This is a genomic window from Pseudomonas sp. H11T01 (assembly GCF_048515765.1).
Taxonomy (GTDB): domain Bacteria; phylum Pseudomonadota; class Gammaproteobacteria; order Pseudomonadales; family Pseudomonadaceae; genus Aquipseudomonas.
The window spans coordinates 65,715-81,428 of record NZ_JBLYED010000015.1; the positions used below are offsets into that span (position 1 = coordinate 65,715).

Consider the following 15,714-nt stretch of genomic DNA (forward strand, 5'->3'; position numbering starts at 1 on the left):
TATGAAATTTTTGTCACCGCTCGCCCTGTTCACCGTTTGCAGCCTGCTGGCCGCTCCTCTGCTGGCCGCTGAAGAAATCCCTGAACTCACCGGCTGCGCGGCCAAACGTCAGGACATCAGCACCCAAATTGAACAGGCTAAAGCTCAGGGCAACAGCGATCAGCAGGCAGGCCTGGAAAAAGCCTTCAGCGAAGTGACTGCCCATTGCACCGATGCGGCCTTGAAGAAAGAACGAGAAAACAAAGTGCTCGATGCCAAGCACGAAGTCAGTCGTCGTCAGACCGACCTCGAGAAAGCCATGAAAAAGGGCGATTCCGAGAAGATCAACAAACTCAAAGACAAACTCGCCAACTCCCGCAAAGAACTGCAGGACGCACTGAACGAGCTGGATAAGTAAGAAACTTTGTGGCGAGGGAGCTTGCTCCCGCGCCACAGAGTTATCTATTGAGCTGCAAGATCAATGATCACGAAACTGCTTATGACACGCACTACAGGCGTCTTCGACTTTTTGCACCGCTGGGCCCAGGTTACTGGCCTTGTAGGGCTGGACCTTGCTGGCGATCACCAGTTCACCGGTGGCAGCTTCCAGCGTGCGGGCCAGTTCCTGAAAACGCGCCTGTTGCTGCCAGACATTGTCCTTGGCGCTGGTGTGATCTTCTTCTTTGACCTGTGGGAAATGCTTCCACGGCTCATGGGACAAGCTGTCCAGTTTCACCGCTCCCTCGGCAAAACGCGGCCCGTCGAAGGGAATGCGCCCACGCAACATACCGCCCAGGTCTTCACCGGTCTTGAGCATTTGCTTGAAAATCGCCTTGCGCTGACCCAATGGCGAGTTCGGATCGACACCACCGCAGGCGGACAGCGTCAGGCAGGCCAGCAATACAACAGAAAGTCTTTTAAGAGTCATGGCGGCTTCAGGTCACGGGAAACGGCGGCCAGTATCCTCGCGTCATTCGCAAAGACCAATAGCCCTATTAATAATACGGGTTGTTTGAACGCTTCAAGCGCTTGGACAACCGGCAAAGGAAGTACCGTATGAACAGCAATTTCAAGGCCTGGCGTCGAAATCTGGCCTGGACTCTACCGATGGTCGCCCTGCTTGCCGGTTGCACCGGTGGCGATAACACAAAGCCGAAAACACATGCTGTCGCCACCTACACCAGTGCGACCTGGGATGCATTGCCCGCCGTGTCCGACAACGATTTGCTGGCCGGTTTCGGCTCCTGGCGCAGCGCCTGCACCCGACTCAAGGCTGACCCGATCTGGGCCACTACCTGCACGGCGGCGGCCAACGTGCCGCAGACAGCTGGCGATATCCGTGGTTTTCTCAAAGAGCATCTGGATGTCTATGGCCTGCGCTCTGCCAATGGCAGCGGCAACGGTTTGATCACCGGCTATTACGAACCGGTGTATCCGGGCAGCCTGGCCCAGACCACACAAGCGACGGTGCCCGTGTATGGCGTGCCCGACGACATGATCATCGTAGCGCTCGACAGTATTTACCCGGAGCTCAAAGGCAAACGCTTGCGGGGTCGGCTCGAAGGTCGGGTGCTCAAGCCCTATGACGATGCAGCCGCCATTGAGACCAAGGGCGTCAAGGCACCGGTCATTGCCTGGCTGACCGATCCGATGAATCTGCAATTTCTGCAGATCCAGGGCTCGGGCCGCATTCAACTCGAAGACGGCCGTCAGTTGCGCATCGGCTATGCCGATCAGAACGGCCACCCGTATCGACCTATCGGTCGCTGGCTGGTAGACCAGGGCGAACTGAAAAAAGAAGACGTGACCATGGGCGCCATCAGCGCCTGGGCCAAGGCGAACCCAACGCGGATACCCGAGCTGCTCGGCAGCAACCCCAGCTACGTGTTCTTCAATCGCAACCCCGACAGCAATGAAGGCCCGCGCGGCTCGCTCAACGTGCCGCTGACCGCAGGCTACAGCGTTGCGGTGGACCGCAAGGTGATTCCATTGGGTAGCCTGCTGTGGTTATCGACCACACGACCCGACGGCACCGGGCTGGTTCGTCCGGTGGCGGCTCAGGACACTGGCGGCGCCATTACCGGCGAAGTCCGTGCGGATCTGTTCTGGGGCACCGGCGATTCAGCAGGGCAATTGGCAGGAGACATGAAGCAGCAGGGGCAGATCTGGATGTTGTGGCCCAAGGGCGCGGCGTTGCCCAAAGTCCCGGATGCGCCGACTACCCCGTAGCAGCTGACGCAGCCTTCGGTAGCTGCTACGAAAACTGCGCCATCCTTCTACACCGAAACAACAAAGAAACTCGCAATAAGCGCCAAACCCACAAACCACACCAGCGAACGCAACATCGCCCAATCCGCCAGGTAGCAAATGATGTAGAGCAGCCGACTGGTGATGAACAACACCGCCAGTACATCGATGGTCACCAGCTCGGCGTTGTCGGCGATATGCGCAATGATCACCCCTGCGGCAAACGCCGGGGTCACTTCGAAGCTGTTCAGCTGCGCGGAGTGAGCGCGCTTGGCTAACCCTTCGAGGTTGTCGAGAAAAGCCCGCGGATCATGGTTCTCCCGAAACCCGAATTTGCCGCCACTGTACTTGGCAACACTGGCGCACAGGTACGGAAGTAAAATGGCGATCAACACACACCAGAATGCGACGGTCATTGCAGAATCCTTTTTAGAGTTCTATTGAGGTCCGGCCTAAAACTTCATGACGAGCATGCCGATCAATACCAGCCCACAGGCTAAGAGCCGCGGCCGGCCGAAAGGTTCTTTCAAGTAGCGCATCCCGAACAGCACCACCAGAATCACGCTGATCTCGCGCAATGCCGCCGCCTCGGCAATCGAGCCCAACTGCATGGCCCATAGCACCAAAGCGTAGCTGAACAGCACGCAGAAGCCGACGCTCAACCCCAGCCGCCACTGCTCGCGCCAGAACAACATGAAAGCGGGACGTTTACGCACCAGCGCCAACAAGGGAAACGGCCAGGCACTGAACAGCGTCACCCACACCAGGTAATCCAGCGGGTGCGACCAACGCCGCAAGGCCTGCCCATCGATGAAGGTGTAGCAACCAATACACAGACCGATCAATGCCACCACCGGCAGCATCGACCACGGCAAGCGCTCACCGCCACCGCCCTGCCAAAGCAGGCAGAGCATGCCGAAAGGGATCAGCAAAATCCCGAGGATCTGCTGGGTCGTCAGCACTTCACCGGCGAAGATCAGGGTCAAGGCCAGCACCACCAATGGCGACAGTCCGCGCATCAACGGATACACCAGCCCCAGATCGCCCACTCGATAGGCCTGAATCAGTAAGTAACGATAGAGCAGCTCGAACGCCGCAGAAGCGAGGATCCACGGCCAGATTTCGACAGGAGGAAGGGACACGAAAGGCAGCATCAGCGCCACAAAGAGCATCGCCACGCTGTCCATGCAAGCCACCACCAATAAGCGCTCGCCACTGAATTTGATCAAGGTATTCCAGGCCGCGTGCAACAGCGCGGCCACCAACACCAGAGCCGTCGCAAGCACGGCACACTCCTTGTCTGGATGAAGAGAATTGATTCGCCATCTATCAACAGCTGTTTATACTGAGGCCGACCACGCCGCACTCAGTTGCGCACATACCTATTCCAATAAATTTTTGCTGCTGCCCACTCCAACGGAGAAGGTAGCCGGCATGCGTATGCCTGATCAGAGCGTCAAGACTACAGACAGAGACCCTGCGCATGCCACTCGCCTTGCTTGCATTGGCTGTTGCCGCTTTCGGCATCGGCACCACTGAATTCGTCATCATGGGCTTACTGCCCGATGTCGCCAGAGACCTTGGCGTCAGCATTCCCGATGCTGGCCTGCTGATCACCGGCTACGCCCTGGGCGTGGTGTTCGGCGCACCGATCCTGGCGATCGGCACCGCCAACATGCCGCGCAAAGCCACCCTGCTGGGCATGACCTTGATGTTCATCCTCGGCAATATCCTCTGCGCACTGGCGCCGGACTACGCCACGTTGATGGCCGCTCGGGTGATCACCGCGCTGTGCCACGGCGCGTTCTTCGGCATCGGCTCGGTGGTCGCCGCCGGGCTGGTGGCGCCGAACAAACGGGCTCAGGCAATTGCCATGATGTTCACCGGTCTGACTCTGGCTAACGTGCTCGGCGTGCCTTTGGGCACGGCGCTTGGGCAATACGCTGGCTGGCGCTCGACCTTCTGGGCGGTGTCGGTGATCGGTGTGATTGCGGCCATTGCCCAGTGGGTCTGGCTGCCGAAGGAAATCGCCATGGACAAAGCCAACCTCGCCAGCGAGTTCAAAGTACTCGGCAAGACTAATGTGTTGTTGGCACTGGGTATGAGCGTGCTGGCGTCCACCAGCTTGTTCAGCGTCTTCACTTACATCGCGCCGATTCTGCAGGACATCACGGGCGTCAGCCCCCACGGCGTCACCATCATGTTGCTGTTGTTCGGTGTCGGCCTCACCGCCGGCAGCATGCTCGGCGGTCGCTTGGCAGACAGCCGCTTGCTGCCGTCACTGGTGGGAATGGCGTTGGCCGTGGTGATCGTCCTGGCCGCGTTCAGCCAGACCAGCCACTCGGTAATCCCGGCGGCCATCACGCTGCTGTTGTGGGGGGTGTTCGCCTTCGCCCTGTGCCCGATTCTACAATTGCTGATCATCGACCAGGCTCACGAAGCGCCAAATCTGGGCTCGACCCTGAACCAAAGCGCCTTCAACCTTGGCAATGCCGCCGGCGCCTGGATCGGCGGATTGGTAGTCGCCAGCGGCGCCGACCTCGCCGACCTGCCCTGGACCGGCGCGCTGGTCAGTGGCTTGACCGTGCTCACTGCGCTGTTCTTCCTCTATCTGCAACGGCGCGAAGCGGCTGCGGTGAATGTGTCCGGCTGAGCCTTTAGATGGATCTGCACAACGAAGCAAAACTCTGTGGCGAGGGAGCTTGCTCCCGCTGGATCGCGTAGCGGTCCTAAAACCTGCAACCGCGTTTTGTCAGACACAACGCATTAACCGATCTGCGACCGCTCCGCGGCCGAGCGGGAGCAAGCTCCCTCGCCACAGGGACCGCGATTATTCGCCGATCCCGTCTTCGTTGAACTGGTCCTTCACGTACTTAATCTCGGTCCGGCCATGAGCGGCGGGCAAACCGTCTTCACCGAGATTCACGAAAACCATTTTTTCGACCGTGAGGATGCTTTTGCGGGTGATTTTGTTACGCACTTCGCAGGTCAGGGTGATCGAGGTGCGGCCAAACTCGGTGGCGGTGATGCCCAGTTCGATGATGTCGCCCTGACGCGAGGCGCTGACAAAGTTGATTTCGGAAATGTACTTGGTGACCACGCGCTGGTTGCCCAACTGGACGATGGCATAGATCGCCGCTTCTTCGTCGATCCAGCGCAACAGGCTGCCGCCGAACAGCGTGCCGTTGGGGTTGAGGTCTTCGGGTTTTACCCATTTGCGGGTGTGGAAATTCATGTTCACTCCTGACCGTCTTGCCGATTGATGCTGGCCATCATGGCAGAGCCCGATCTAGAGCTCTATTGAGCATCGACTATGGGCTCGATTACCGTTCGGACATTGACCAACAGAAACACTTTGGAAGATCAGCATAGCCCGCTATAATCCCCACCGTTTCAAAACGGTAACGTTCACTTGATACCGTTTCCCGCCACCTGTCCGAGGGGCGCTGCAGCAGGTTCGACCTGTCAGGCTCGGATGGGGCGTTGTCAGACCAGGATGATCCGGTCAGGCCTTAAACGCACAACGGCGCCCATTCGCACTTAAAACGAATGGAGGCTCTTCATGAGCGCTGTCATCACGCCTGTAGATTTTAACGACTACAAAGTCGCCGACATGTCCCTGGCTGCCTGGGGCCGTCGCGAAACCATCATCGCCGAATCGGAAATGCCGGCTCTGATGGGTCTGCGTCGCAAGTACGCTGGCGAGCAACCGCTCAAAGGCGCAAAAATCCTCGGCTGCATCCACATGACCATTCAGACTGCCGTGCTGATCGAAACCCTGGTTGCCCTGGGTGCCGAAGTACGCTGGTCGTCCTGCAACATTTTCTCGACTCAAGACCAGGCCGCTGCGGCTATCGCTGCTGCCGGCATCTCGGTTTTTGCCTGGAAAGGCGAGACTGAAGAAGAATACGAGTGGTGCCTGGAGCAGACCATCCTCAAGGATGGCGCGCCTTGGGATGCCAACATGATCCTCGACGACGGCGGCGACCTGACCGAGCTGCTGCACAAGAAGTACCCGGCGATCCTGGACCGCGTCCACGGCGTCACCGAAGAAACCACCACCGGCGTTCACCGCCTGCTGGACATGCTGGCCAAGGGCGAGCTGAAAATCCCGGCCATCAACGTCAACGACTCGGTGACCAAGAGCAAGAACGACAACAAGTACGGCTGCCGTCACAGCCTGAACGATGCGATCAAGCGCGGTACCGACCACCTGCTGTCCGGCAAGCAAGCGCTGGTCATCGGCTACGGCGACGTGGGCAAGGGCTCTTCGCAGTCCCTGCGCCAGGAAGGCATGATCGTTAAAGTTTCCGAAGTCGACCCGATCTGCGCCATGCAAGCCTGCATGGACGGTTTCGAACTGGTTTCGCCGTTCATCGACGGGATCAACGACGGCACCGCCGCCAGCATCGACACCGCACTGCTGGGCAAGATCGACCTGATCGTGACGACAACCGGCAACGTCAATGTTTGCGACTCGAACATGCTCAAAGCCCTGAAGAAGCGCGCTGTTGTCTGCAACATCGGCCACTTCGACAACGAAATCGACACTGCTTTCATGCGCAAGAACTGGGCATGGGAAGAAGTGAAGCCACAGGTTCACAAGGTTCACCGTACTGGCGCGGGCGATTTCGACCCACAGAACGACGACTACCTGATCCTGCTGGCCGAAGGCCGTCTGGTTAACCTGGGCAACGCCACTGGCCACCCAAGCCGGATCATGGACGGTTCGTTCGCCAACCAGGTACTGGCGCAAATCTTCCTGTTCGGCCAGAAGTACGCCGATCTGTCGCCAGCCCAAAAAGCCGAGCGCCTGACCGTTGAAGTGCTGCCGAAAAAACTCGACGAAGAAGTGGCCCTGGAAATGGTCCGCGGTTTCGGTGGCGTGGTCACTCAACTGACCAAGCAACAGGCTGACTATATCGGCGTGACCGTCGAAGGCCCGTTCAAGCCGCACGCTTATCGCTACTGATCGGCACTGCTGCCCGCTCCTTCTAAGGGGCGGGCTTATGCAGGCGCTGGCTTTTGTGGGAGCCGAGCTTGCTCGCGATAGCATCACCGCGGTATTTCTGACATACCGCGCTGGTCGAGCGCGACCCCGGCTCATCGCGAGCAAGCTCGACTCCTACAGTAAGCGCGGCACCTACAAGGCTTACGAGTTTCCAAGGGTATTCCCATGTCCCAAGACCGTCGCTACAGCTTCGAGTTCTTCCCCACCAAGACCGATGCTGGGCATGAAAAGCTCCTCGCCACTGCCCGTCAGCTGGCCAGTTACAACCCCGATTTCTTCTCCTGCACCTACGGTGCCGGTGGTTCCACCCGTGATCGCACGCTCAACACCGTGCTGCAGCTCGAAAGCGAAGTCAAAGTTGCTGCCGCACCGCACTTGTCCTGCGTCGGCGATAGCAAGGATGACCTGCGCAGCCTGCTGAGCCAGTACAAGAAGGCGGGTATCACCCGTATCGTTGCCCTGCGCGGTGACCTGCCTTCGGGCATGGGCATGGCCAGCGGTGAACTGCGTCACGCCAATGATCTGGTGAGCTTCATTCGTGAAGAAACCGGCAACCACTTCCACATTGAAGTTGCCGCTTACCCGGAAATGCACCCGCAAGCGCGCAATTTCGAAGACGATCTAAACAATTTCGTGCGCAAAGCCAACGCCGGCGCCGACAGTGCGATCACCCAGTACTTCTTCAACGCCGACAGCTACTTCTACTTCGTCGAGCGCGTGCGGCAGATGGGCGTGAATATTCCGATCGTGCCGGGCATCATGCCGATCACCAACTACAGCAAGCTGGCGCGGTTCTCCGATGCCTGCGGCGCGGAAATCCCACGCTGGATCCGCAAACAGCTGGAAGCCTACGGTGACGACACCCAAAGCATTCAGGCATTCGGTGAGCAGGTCATCACCCAGATGTGCGAACGCTTGCTGCAAGGCGGCGCACCAGGGTTGCACTTCTATACCCTGAACCAGGCCGAGCCTAGCCTGGCGGTCTGGAACAACCTGAAACTGCCACGCTAAGTAACAGCAAGGTCAAAAGATCGCAGCCCGCGGCAGCTCCTACACCGGAATATGAACCTCCGCGCAGGCGCTACCGAAGGCTGCGATCTTTTGCTTTTAACGCCCGAACCAGAGCTTCTGGATCCAGTTTCTGGCTCTTTACGGTTTCTCGTCGTAATCTCAAGCCATGCCACTTATCGCGCAGTTGCTGACAGTCCTTCTTTTCACTTGCCTGAGCCTTACCGCCCGGGGCGAGAAGCTGCGCATTGTCACCGAACCCTGGGCGCCCTATGTGTACGAGGAAAATGGTCAGTATCGTGGGCTGGACTACGAAACCACGGCCATCGTTTTCCAGCGCCTGGGGATCGAGGTGGATTGGCAGTTCCTGCCCTGGAAGCGTTGCCTGGCCATGCTGGAGCAAGGTCAGGCCGACGGCGCACTGGATATTTTTCACAGTGACGAACGCGACAGCACACTGCTTTATCCCAGTGAGCCACTGTCGCAGGTGCAGTTCGTGCTGTTCTACGCTAATGACCGCCCTCACCCCTTTCGCACCCTCGACGACCTGCGCGGCCTGACCGTCGGGACGTCGCCGGGCTATATGTACAGTCAGGATTTCAGCGAGTCGACGCTGTTCAAGCACGAGCCGGCGCCCAGCCACGAAGCCAACTTCGGCAAACTGGTGCGCGGCCGCATCGACCTGCTGATCACTGATCGCCGGGTTGGCCAGTACTTGCTCGATGAATTGCATTTACGCGACCAGATCAGCGAAAACCCCACGGTGATCAGCAGCAATAACCAGTTTCTGGCGCTTCGGCGCAACGCTGGCATGGACTTGCTGGTGCAGCGCTTCGGTGCCGAACTCAAGCGTTTCAAGCGTGAACCGGCGTACGCCGCGCTCAGCGCCCGGTATGCTGGCAACGGGACCATCGCAGCCCACCAAGAGACGCCGTCAGAAAGCCCGGCAAAAACCGTTGAGCAGCAGGAAAGCAGCGCGCGCTGATTGCTCTGTTATACTCCGGCCTTCCCGCCAGGCTCACGCCCGGACGCTTGGTCTTGTAAAAGGCATCTCGACAACGCTACAGCGCAGCCCCAGGCCCGCGCGAGCACTTGCAGATGAGCCTTCAAGACCCAAGCAGGACCGGACGGGATTGCGTCCTCTTAAACGCCATTCGCGCCAGGCAAGACTATCCCTTTGGGCCAAGCCCTAACTAAAACAGGATTACTCATGTCCTTTGCTTCCCTCGGTCTCTCCGAGGCTTTAGTCCGCGCCATCGAGGCAGCGGGCTATACCGAGCCTACTCCGGTGCAACAGCGGGCCATTCCCGCCGTGTTGCAAGGTCGCGATTTGATGGTCGCGGCACAGACAGGTACTGGTAAAACCGGCGGCTTCGCCCTTCCGATTCTGGAGCGGTTGTTCCCCAATGGTCACCCGGACAAATCCCAGCGTCACGGCCCGCGCCAACCGCGCGTACTGGTCCTGACCCCGACCCGCGAACTCGCTGCTCAAGTGCACGAGAGCTTCAAGGTCTATGCCCGTGACTTGAAGTTCGTCAGCGCCTGCATCTTCGGCGGCGTCGGCATGAACCCACAGGTTCAGGCCATGTCCCGTGGTGTTGACGTGCTGGTGGCCTGCCCCGGCCGCTTGCTCGACCTCGCCGGCCAAGGCAGCGTCGACCTGTCCCACGTTGAAATCCTCGTGCTGGACGAAGCCGACCGGATGCTCGACATGGGCTTTGTCCATGACGTGAAAAAGGTCCTGGCACGTTTGCCAGCCAAGCGTCAGAACCTGCTGTTCTCCGCGACCTTCTCCAACGACATCACCGCCTTGGCAGGGAAGTTGTTGCACAACCCAGAGCGCATCGAAGTCACGCCACCGAACACTACGGTCGAGCGTATCGAGCAACGGGTGTTCCGCCTGGCTGCCAGCCACAAGCGTTCGCTGCTGGCGCACCTGATTACTGCCGGCGCCTGGGAACAGGTTCTGGTCTTCACCCGCACCAAGCACGGCGCCAACCGTCTGGCCGAATACCTGGACAAGCACGGCCTCACCGCTGTCGCCATCCACGGCAACAAGAGCCAGAACGCCCGCACCAAAGCCCTGGCCGACTTCAAGGCCGGTGAAGTGCGGATCCTGGTCGCCACCGATATCGCCGCTCGCGGCCTGGATATCGACCAGCTGCCACACGTCGTCAACTTCGAACTGCCGAATGTCGACGAAGACTATGTTCACCGGATCGGCCGTACTGGCCGCGCCGGTCGTTCGGGCGAGGCGATCTCGCTGGTGGCTCCGGATGAAGAAAAACTGCTGAAAAGCATCGAGCGCATGACCAAGCAGAAAATCGCCGATGGCGACCTGATGGGTTTTGACTCCAGTGCCGTAGAAGCCGAGAAGCCTGAAGTCCGCGAACGTCCGGATGTGCGTAACCCGCGCAATACGCCGCGCGGTCCACGTGGTGACGGCCCGAACGGCAGCGGTGGCGGCGGTGGTCGTAAAGACAAAGGCAAGGACAAGGGCGGTAAAGAGAAGCCAGCAGCAGCCGCTCGCTCCGATCGCCCAGCTCGCGAGCAGAAGCCGCGTGAAGGCACTCCGGCCCGCGAACAGCGTCAGTCGGCTTCGGCTCCACGCGCAGCAGCTGATCGTGCACCGGACGAGTTTCTGGACGACGACGTAGACAACTTCGGTAACCGCGTCGATTACGTCCCGCAGCAGAAAGCACCTCAGGGCCGTGGCCGCCGTCCAGGCGCTCCAGCTCAGGGCAGCGGGGCTCCGGCCGGTACTTCTGCGCCACGCAGCGGTGGCCCGGGTCGCCCAAGCGCTCCGCGCAATGGCAGCGGCGCCAGCACTGGCACCCCGCCCGCCAAGCGTAACGGCCCGCGTAGCGGTGCTCCACGTGACGGTCAGGCCCGTCGCGAAGAGCCACGCAACCGCCGCCCGGCACGTGACGATCAGCAGCCACGTCAGGAACCCGCCGTTCAAAACCCGCGCGAGAACCAGCCGAAGATCATGCACAAGGAGTCCAAAAGCGATCGCTTCCCGACACCTGAGCAACTCGATCAGCTGCCAAGCCGTCCGCGTGGTGAGAAACCAGCATTGCTGACCCGCAATCGCTGATTTCTCCCGCTAACAAAAACGCCCCCGATCTCACGATCGGGGGCGTTTTTATGTGAGCTGCATTATTATTTTGCCTTGACCCCTTCGAATGTAATGTACAGCTCAACAAGGCGGGATTCTGGGGCCAACCTCCCAGTCTGGGCGAAATCCTCACGACTGATAATGGTGGTGCCTTCGAAGCCAGCACGGTAGCCACCCCAAGGATCCTTGCCTTCACCCAGAAAGATGGCCTTGACCACCACCGATTTGGTGACACCACTCAGGATCAGGTCACCCGTCACATCTGCGGTTTGCTTGCCTGCGGCATTCTTACCGGTGGATTCGACGCTGGTAGAGACAAACCTGGCGTTAGGGAACTGGCGAACATTGAGGAACTCTTTATCACCGATATGCTTGTCGCGCTCGGCGTGATTGCTGAACAAACTGGCAGTGCGCACGTTCACTTCGATCTTACTGTCTTCAACTTTGTCAGCGTCGAAGCTGAACTTGCCGTCGAGGTCTCTGAAGGTACCGGTGATGAAGCTGTAGCCCAAGTGGCTGACCTTGAAGTCGACAAAGGCATGCTGACCTTCCTTGTCGATCACATAATCAGCAGCCATCACCTGACCAGCAGACAACATAGCAGGACCAATAGCTAAAGCAGCAGCCAACATCTTTTTCAACATATTTTCATTCCTTGTGACGTCCCGGCATTCGAACCAGGATCGCATCATGGGCAATAAGATGGTGTTCCAGCGCAACCAGACCATGAAGGCCCACCACCCCAGTCAAAATGCAGATGAGCCAAAAACCATCGAATTAACTGCTATATAAAATCAATAAAAATGCACTACAAACATCTCAAAATACGATATGAATATTAAGGGTAGCGAGTTAAGAAAGGATTAATGACGTCTTAGGACAAGATGTAGGAATACAGCTTTAGTTATGTCTGAGCGTTCGGATGGGATGGAAGCCCCGCCGCTCAAAACCCACTCGATGGCATCCCCGCGGTGATTCAGATAAACCGCGGCGCGTGCACCGCGAGCAAGCCCCACACTAGTTTCGCGTCGTTTGTTTAATTGTTCGGCGCAAAAAAACGCCCCCGATCGCGAGATCGGGGGCGTTTTTGTGTAAGCCGCGAAAATTATTTCGCCTGAACACCTTCAAACGAGATGATCAGTGCCAGCTCCTGGGTTTTTGGACCCAGGTCTTTCTGAATCTCGAAGTCTTTCAGCTTGATGGTGGTAGTGCCTTCAAAGCCTGCGCGGTAGCCGCCCCACGGATCCTTGCCTTCGCCCAGGAAACGAGCAGCGATGACCACGGGTTTGGTCACGCCGTGCAGGGTCAGGTCGCCAGTCACGTCAGCAGTGTCAGCGCCAGTCGATTTAACCGAAGTCGACACGAATTTCGCTTCCGGGAATTTCGCTGCATCGAGGAAATCCGGAGTGCGGATGTGCTTGTCCCGTTCGGCGTGGTTGGTATCGACGCTGGCGGTTTTCAGCACAACGTTGATTTTGCTGGCTTCAGGATTTTTTGCGTCGTAGCTGAAGGTCCCATCCCAGTCCTTGAAGCTACCGTAGATGTAGCTGAAGCCCAGGTGGCTGATCTTAAAGTTGACGAAAGCGTGATTGCCTTCTTTGTCGATCTTGTAGTCCGCGGCCATCGCCTGACCTGCAGACAACAAGGCAGTACCGATTGCCAGAGCGGCGAGAGTCTTTTTCAACATGTTTTCTATTCCTTTTGAGTCAAGGTTGAACATCAGGCTTTGCGCCCCAGCATTCGGCTCAGGGTCGCATCACGATCTATAAAGTGGTGTTTCAAGGCAGCCAGGGCATGCAGGCCGGAAAAAACCACCAACACCCAGGCCAGATACAAATGCACGGCACCCGCCACATCAGCCTGATCGGTAAGACCGGAAATCAGCGCAGGAATTTCGAACAGACCAAACACCGGAATCCCGACACCGTCGGCGGTGGAAATCAAGTAACCGGCGATCATCACTGCGAACAAGCTGAAATAGAGAAACCCATGACCGAGCGTGGCGCCGAGCCGGGTCAAACGCCCATAGCTGGCCAGTGCGGGCGGTGGCGGGCTGATAAAGCGCCATAGCATGCGCAGCAACATGACCGCGAACAGCGTCAGGCCGATGCTTTTATGCAGATCTGGGGCTTCCTTGCGCCAGGTGCTGTAGTAGTCGAGACCGACCATCCACAAGCCCAAAGCAAACAAGCCGAAGACCGCCAGCGCCACACCCCAGTGCAACATAATGCTGACCCAGCCGTAGCGGGATGAAGAGTTACGTAGCTGCATTGCCTGAATCCTGTGAGAACTGCGCCCAAGACTATCGATTTACCTATCGAATTAAAGCGGAAAATTTCGCTTTGAAATATCGAGAAATACGATCAAGAGAGTCTGAGAGGAGTTGGTTAAGGAAAGATTAACGACAAATGTGTAGCAGGATGTGAGGCGGAAATCTCTTTCTGCCAGCCATAAAAAAAGCGCGGCGTAAACGCCGCGCTTTTTAGCGCAAGTTACTGAGCTTTGGCGTCAGTCAGTGCCGGAGCGGTTGCCGCAGGCTTTTTCGCCGGCGCAACTTTGGCAGGAGCCTTCTTCGCTACAGTCTTGACCGGGGCTTTCTTGGCCTCGGTTTTCGTCGCTGGCTTTTTCGTCGCAGCTTTGGCCGGTGCCTTTTTCACAGGCTCGGCTTTCACCGCTACAACGGGTTTTGGTTGTTCAACCGGCGCTGGAGCCGCAACGGGCTCAGGAGCTGGCGCTGGTGCTGGAGCGACTGGTGCAACAGGCTCTACCGGTTTGGCCGGGGTTTTGTCCGAACCACCGAACAGATTGGAGAAGAAATTCCCCTGACTGGCTTTCGCCGCGCCCGCACCTGCCGCACCCACCGCAGCAGCGGCTGCAACCGGAACCACTTTCGCAGGATCAACGGATTTGCCTGCCGCCAGGTCTTCGACTTGGCTGGCCGCACGCTGACCGGTGCGCAGAGCGCCTTCAAGGGTGCCTGGGTACAGGGTGTCGGTGTGTTCACCGGCAAAGGCTACGCGTTGCAGCGGACGTTCCCACAAACGCCAGTATTTGCTGATCTGGCCTGGGCCGAAGGCCAGGTACGCACCGCCAGTGGATGGGTCGGTGCTGTAGCGGCGGATTTCATAGCCGGTAAATGCGCCACGAGCCTGTGGATAAAACGCGTGCAGGCGGATCAATACCTGATCGACCATCTGTTTGTCGCCGAAGGCCTGCATGATCCGTGCGTTGTCGCCGGACAGGTTGATCACCACGTTGGCGCCACCCTTCAGAGCCGGCTCGATCCACAACATGCCCAAGCCTGTGTTGCTGTAGATCTCACCGGACATCCGTGCCTTGCTTTCCCAGACCGGGGTCTTGAACTTCAGCATGATCTGGTCGCGCCAGCCGTAGTTGGTGCCCTTGATTGCATTCTGGTGCAAAGCGTCCAGCGATGGCGTCATCTGAATCTTGCTCAGTGCGCGCAATGGCACTGCCAACACCACGTAGTCGGCCTGGTAGCTAACGGTATCGACCTTGACGGTGACACCATCCTTATCCTGGGTAATGGCCGAAACCGGTGAACTGGTCTTGATGGTTTTTAGCTGTTTGATGAAGGCCTGCGCCAGCACCGGGCTGCCACCGAGCAGACGCGAGGCCCGCAGATCGCGATCGGCAACGCCACGATAAACCCGGCTCTGCTGTGCGAAGTACAGCAGCGACAAACGCGATGGTTCGTCGTAGCGACTACGAATCTCCTGATTAACCAGCTGACGCGCCGTGGCTGGCAATTGCAGGCGGTCCAGCCAGTTGGCAACGTTGATCTGGTCGAGAGCGAACAGCGTGCTGTTTCCCGCCGGATTCAGCGGGTCATCGATGGAGCGCGCCAGGTCATCCAGGGTCTTTTCGTAGCGCTTGAGCGCATCGGCAGTCGCTGGCTGTTTGGTCGCCAGATCGGCTGCGGAGAAGTACTCACCGTCGATCAGGTAGCCGGGAGTACGGACGAATTCCGGAGCCGGCGAGGTGCCGAGCTTGAAGGTCTCGATGTACTTGTTCAGCACTGGCTGGGTTTTGTTGTTGCCGATCCACTCGCTGGTGGCCATGCCCGAACGGCCACCCATGCTCGGTTTGGCTTCCAGCAGCGTGACCTGCCAGCCTTTGTTCTGCAGCTCGTACGCGGCTGTCAGACCCGACAACCCACCACCGATCACGATCGCTGTGGGTTGTTTGTCCTTTGCCAGCGCCGAGACGCTGAACAGCCCTATTATCACCAGCGCACAGGCGCGCAGCCAACCAGCAGACATTCAGCGAACTCCGGAATAAAACAAGAAAGTGTCGGATTATCGAGCCCGACGACTCAAAGAGCCGCGCA

The 15,714-nt window shown here is 58.5% G+C and carries 15 protein-coding genes and 1 riboswitch; of the genes, 7 read left to right on the forward strand and 8 right to left on the reverse strand.

What is annotated here, in order from left to right:
* Position 1 precedes the first annotated feature (1 nt).
* Positions 2 to 397: a DUF1090 domain-containing protein gene (locus ACN1C3_RS20265; protein WP_419117542.1), complete on the forward strand. Its 396-nt coding sequence runs from the start codon at positions 2 to 4 to the stop codon at positions 395 to 397.
* Positions 398 to 457: 60 nt separating this feature from the next.
* On the opposite strand, the gene ACN1C3_RS20270 is transcribed toward ACN1C3_RS20265, so the two are convergent.
* Entirely contained in the window at positions 458 to 907 is a 450-nt protein-coding gene (locus ACN1C3_RS20270) for a c-type cytochrome (RefSeq protein ID WP_419117543.1), read from the reverse strand.
* A gap of 128 nt (positions 908 to 1,035) precedes the next feature.
* Between ACN1C3_RS20270 and ACN1C3_RS20275 the strand changes: the two genes are divergently transcribed.
* Positions 1,036 to 2,208 carry a murein transglycosylase A gene (locus ACN1C3_RS20275; RefSeq protein ID WP_419117544.1) on the forward strand — a complete coding sequence of 391 codons (1,173 nt, stop codon included), beginning with the start codon at positions 1,036 to 1,038 and terminating at the stop codon, positions 2,206 to 2,208.
* Between the two features lie 47 nt (positions 2,209 to 2,255).
* Here the strand turns inward: ACN1C3_RS20275 and ACN1C3_RS20280 are convergent, their stop codons facing one another.
* Positions 2,256 to 2,642 carry an MAPEG family protein gene (locus tag ACN1C3_RS20280; RefSeq protein WP_419117545.1) on the reverse strand — a complete coding sequence of 129 codons (387 nt, stop codon included), beginning with the start codon at positions 2,640 to 2,642 and terminating at the stop codon, positions 2,256 to 2,258.
* Between the two features lie 36 nt (positions 2,643 to 2,678).
* Positions 2,679 to 3,512, reverse strand: coding sequence for an EamA family transporter (locus ACN1C3_RS20285; RefSeq protein WP_419117546.1), 834 nt, complete (start codon positions 3,510 to 3,512; stop codon positions 2,679 to 2,681).
* Positions 3,513 to 3,709: 197 nt separating this feature from the next.
* Here ACN1C3_RS20285 and ACN1C3_RS20290 point away from each other — a divergent pair, with 197 nt between their 5' ends.
* Complete coding sequence (locus ACN1C3_RS20290; RefSeq protein ID WP_419117547.1) at positions 3,710 to 4,879, forward strand: MFS transporter; 1,170 nt, start codon at positions 3,710 to 3,712, stop codon at positions 4,877 to 4,879.
* Positions 4,880 to 5,056: 177 nt separating this feature from the next.
* Here ACN1C3_RS20290 and ACN1C3_RS20295 read toward each other — a convergent pair whose 3' ends face one another.
* Positions 5,057 to 5,461 carry an acyl-CoA thioesterase gene (locus ACN1C3_RS20295; protein ID WP_419117548.1) on the reverse strand — a complete coding sequence of 135 codons (405 nt, stop codon included), beginning with the start codon at positions 5,459 to 5,461 and terminating at the stop codon, positions 5,057 to 5,059.
* Positions 5,462 to 5,658: 197 nt separating this feature from the next.
* Positions 5,659 to 5,765, forward strand: a riboswitch (S-adenosyl-L-homocysteine riboswitch).
* 23 nt (positions 5,766 to 5,788) lie between these two features.
* Between ACN1C3_RS20295 and ahcY the strand changes: the two genes are divergently transcribed.
* The 4 genes from ahcY to ACN1C3_RS20315 all read left to right on the forward strand — a co-directional run bounded on the left by ahcY (position 5,789) and on the right by ACN1C3_RS20315 (position 11,342).
* Positions 5,789 to 7,198: an adenosylhomocysteinase gene (gene ahcY / locus ACN1C3_RS20300; RefSeq protein WP_419117549.1), complete on the forward strand. Its 1,410-nt coding sequence runs from the start codon at positions 5,789 to 5,791 to the stop codon at positions 7,196 to 7,198.
* A gap of 204 nt (positions 7,199 to 7,402) precedes the next feature.
* Entirely contained in the window at positions 7,403 to 8,248 is an 846-nt protein-coding gene (gene metF / locus ACN1C3_RS20305) for a methylenetetrahydrofolate reductase [NAD(P)H] (protein ID WP_419117550.1), read from the forward strand.
* A 166-nt stretch (positions 8,249 to 8,414) separates the two neighbouring features.
* A complete protein-coding gene (locus tag ACN1C3_RS20310; protein WP_419117551.1) occupies positions 8,415 to 9,230 on the forward strand; it encodes a substrate-binding periplasmic protein in 816 nt (271 codons plus the stop codon).
* A gap of 225 nt (positions 9,231 to 9,455) precedes the next feature.
* Complete coding sequence (locus ACN1C3_RS20315; protein ID WP_419117552.1) at positions 9,456 to 11,342, forward strand: DEAD/DEAH box helicase; 1,887 nt, start codon at positions 9,456 to 9,458, stop codon at positions 11,340 to 11,342.
* A 65-nt stretch (positions 11,343 to 11,407) separates the two neighbouring features.
* Here ACN1C3_RS20315 and ACN1C3_RS20320 read toward each other — a convergent pair whose 3' ends face one another.
* The 4 genes from ACN1C3_RS20320 to ACN1C3_RS20335 form a co-directional block, all read right to left on the reverse strand.
* On the reverse strand, positions 11,408 to 12,007 hold the full coding sequence (locus tag ACN1C3_RS20320) for a YceI family protein (protein WP_419117654.1): 600 nt from the start codon (positions 12,005 to 12,007) through the stop codon (positions 11,408 to 11,410).
* 461 nt (positions 12,008 to 12,468) lie between these two features.
* A complete protein-coding gene (locus tag ACN1C3_RS20325) occupies positions 12,469 to 13,050 on the reverse strand; it encodes a YceI family protein (protein WP_419117553.1) in 582 nt (193 codons plus the stop codon).
* 32 nt (positions 13,051 to 13,082) lie between these two features.
* Positions 13,083 to 13,634 carry a cytochrome b gene (locus ACN1C3_RS20330; RefSeq protein ID WP_419117554.1) on the reverse strand — a complete coding sequence of 184 codons (552 nt, stop codon included), beginning with the start codon at positions 13,632 to 13,634 and terminating at the stop codon, positions 13,083 to 13,085.
* A gap of 221 nt (positions 13,635 to 13,855) precedes the next feature.
* A complete protein-coding gene (locus ACN1C3_RS20335; RefSeq protein ID WP_419117555.1) occupies positions 13,856 to 15,646 on the reverse strand; it encodes a flavin monoamine oxidase family protein in 1,791 nt (596 codons plus the stop codon).
* Between the last annotated feature and the right edge of the window lie 68 nt (positions 15,647 to 15,714).

Bases quoted from the DNA above. Each gene is read 5' to 3' on its own strand.
- ACN1C3_RS20265 (WP_419117542.1), top strand. From the start codon at position 2: ATGAAATTTTTGTCACCGCTCGCCCTGTTCACCGTTTGCAGCCTGCTG.
- ACN1C3_RS20270 (WP_419117543.1), bottom strand. From the start codon at position 907: ATGACTCTTAAAAGACTTTCTGTTGTATTGCTGGCCTGCCTGACGCTG.
- ACN1C3_RS20275 (WP_419117544.1), top strand. From the start codon at position 1,036: ATGAACAGCAATTTCAAGGCCTGGCGTCGAAATCTGGCCTGGACTCTA.
- ACN1C3_RS20280 (WP_419117545.1), bottom strand. From the start codon at position 2,642: ATGACCGTCGCATTCTGGTGTGTGTTGATCGCCATTTTACTTCCGTAC.
- ACN1C3_RS20290 (WP_419117547.1), top strand. From the start codon at position 3,710: ATGCCACTCGCCTTGCTTGCATTGGCTGTTGCCGCTTTCGGCATCGGC.
- ACN1C3_RS20295 (WP_419117548.1), bottom strand. From the start codon at position 5,461: ATGAATTTCCACACCCGCAAATGGGTAAAACCCGAAGACCTCAACCCC.
- ahcY (WP_419117549.1), top strand. From the start codon at position 5,789: ATGAGCGCTGTCATCACGCCTGTAGATTTTAACGACTACAAAGTCGCC.
- metF (WP_419117550.1), top strand. From the start codon at position 7,403: ATGTCCCAAGACCGTCGCTACAGCTTCGAGTTCTTCCCCACCAAGACC.
- ACN1C3_RS20310 (WP_419117551.1), top strand. From the start codon at position 8,415: ATGCCACTTATCGCGCAGTTGCTGACAGTCCTTCTTTTCACTTGCCTG.
- ACN1C3_RS20315 (WP_419117552.1), top strand. From the start codon at position 9,456: ATGTCCTTTGCTTCCCTCGGTCTCTCCGAGGCTTTAGTCCGCGCCATC.
- ACN1C3_RS20320 (WP_419117654.1), bottom strand. From the start codon at position 12,007: ATGTTGAAAAAGATGTTGGCTGCTGCTTTAGCTATTGGTCCTGCTATG.
- ACN1C3_RS20325 (WP_419117553.1), bottom strand. From the start codon at position 13,050: ATGTTGAAAAAGACTCTCGCCGCTCTGGCAATCGGTACTGCCTTGTTG.
- ACN1C3_RS20330 (WP_419117554.1), bottom strand. From the start codon at position 13,634: ATGCAGCTACGTAACTCTTCATCCCGCTACGGCTGGGTCAGCATTATG.
- ACN1C3_RS20335 (WP_419117555.1), bottom strand. From the start codon at position 15,646: ATGTCTGCTGGTTGGCTGCGCGCCTGTGCGCTGGTGATAATAGGGCTG.